This window comes from Stenotrophomonas sp. SrG (genome assembly GCF_050031795.1).
In the GTDB taxonomy this organism is placed as follows: Bacteria; Pseudomonadota; Gammaproteobacteria; order Xanthomonadales; family Xanthomonadaceae; genus Stenotrophomonas; species Stenotrophomonas rhizophila_A.
Genome location: NZ_JBNBBE010000933.1, coordinates 1 through 242, shown reverse-complemented (window position 1 = coordinate 242; position 242 = coordinate 1). Strand labels below are relative to the sequence as shown.

The window sequence follows — 242 nt, the reverse complement described above, 5'->3', positions numbered from 1 at the left end:
GTTCAGGCACGTTCCGCATGAACGTCGCGCTGTCCTGCCTGCCCTCGTTCTCCGTGCTGCCCGGGGCAGGGGACCACCTCACGGCCGGCATCATCAAGGCGCCCACGCTGGCTTACATGGACCGCGCCTACCGCGATGCGCGCCAGCACGGCTGGTCACGCGAACCGAACGTGGCAATGCTGATCCCGTGTACGCTGGACGATTCGCTGGCGCCGCCCGGCCAGCACGTGGCCAGCCTGTAC

1 pseudogene is annotated in these 242 nt (G+C 68.6%); it reads left to right on the top strand.

Features of this window, described 5'->3' with window-relative positions:
* Window positions 1-242: pseudogene (locus ACQG3P_RS22230) on the top strand (FAD-dependent oxidoreductase); the annotation flags it as partial.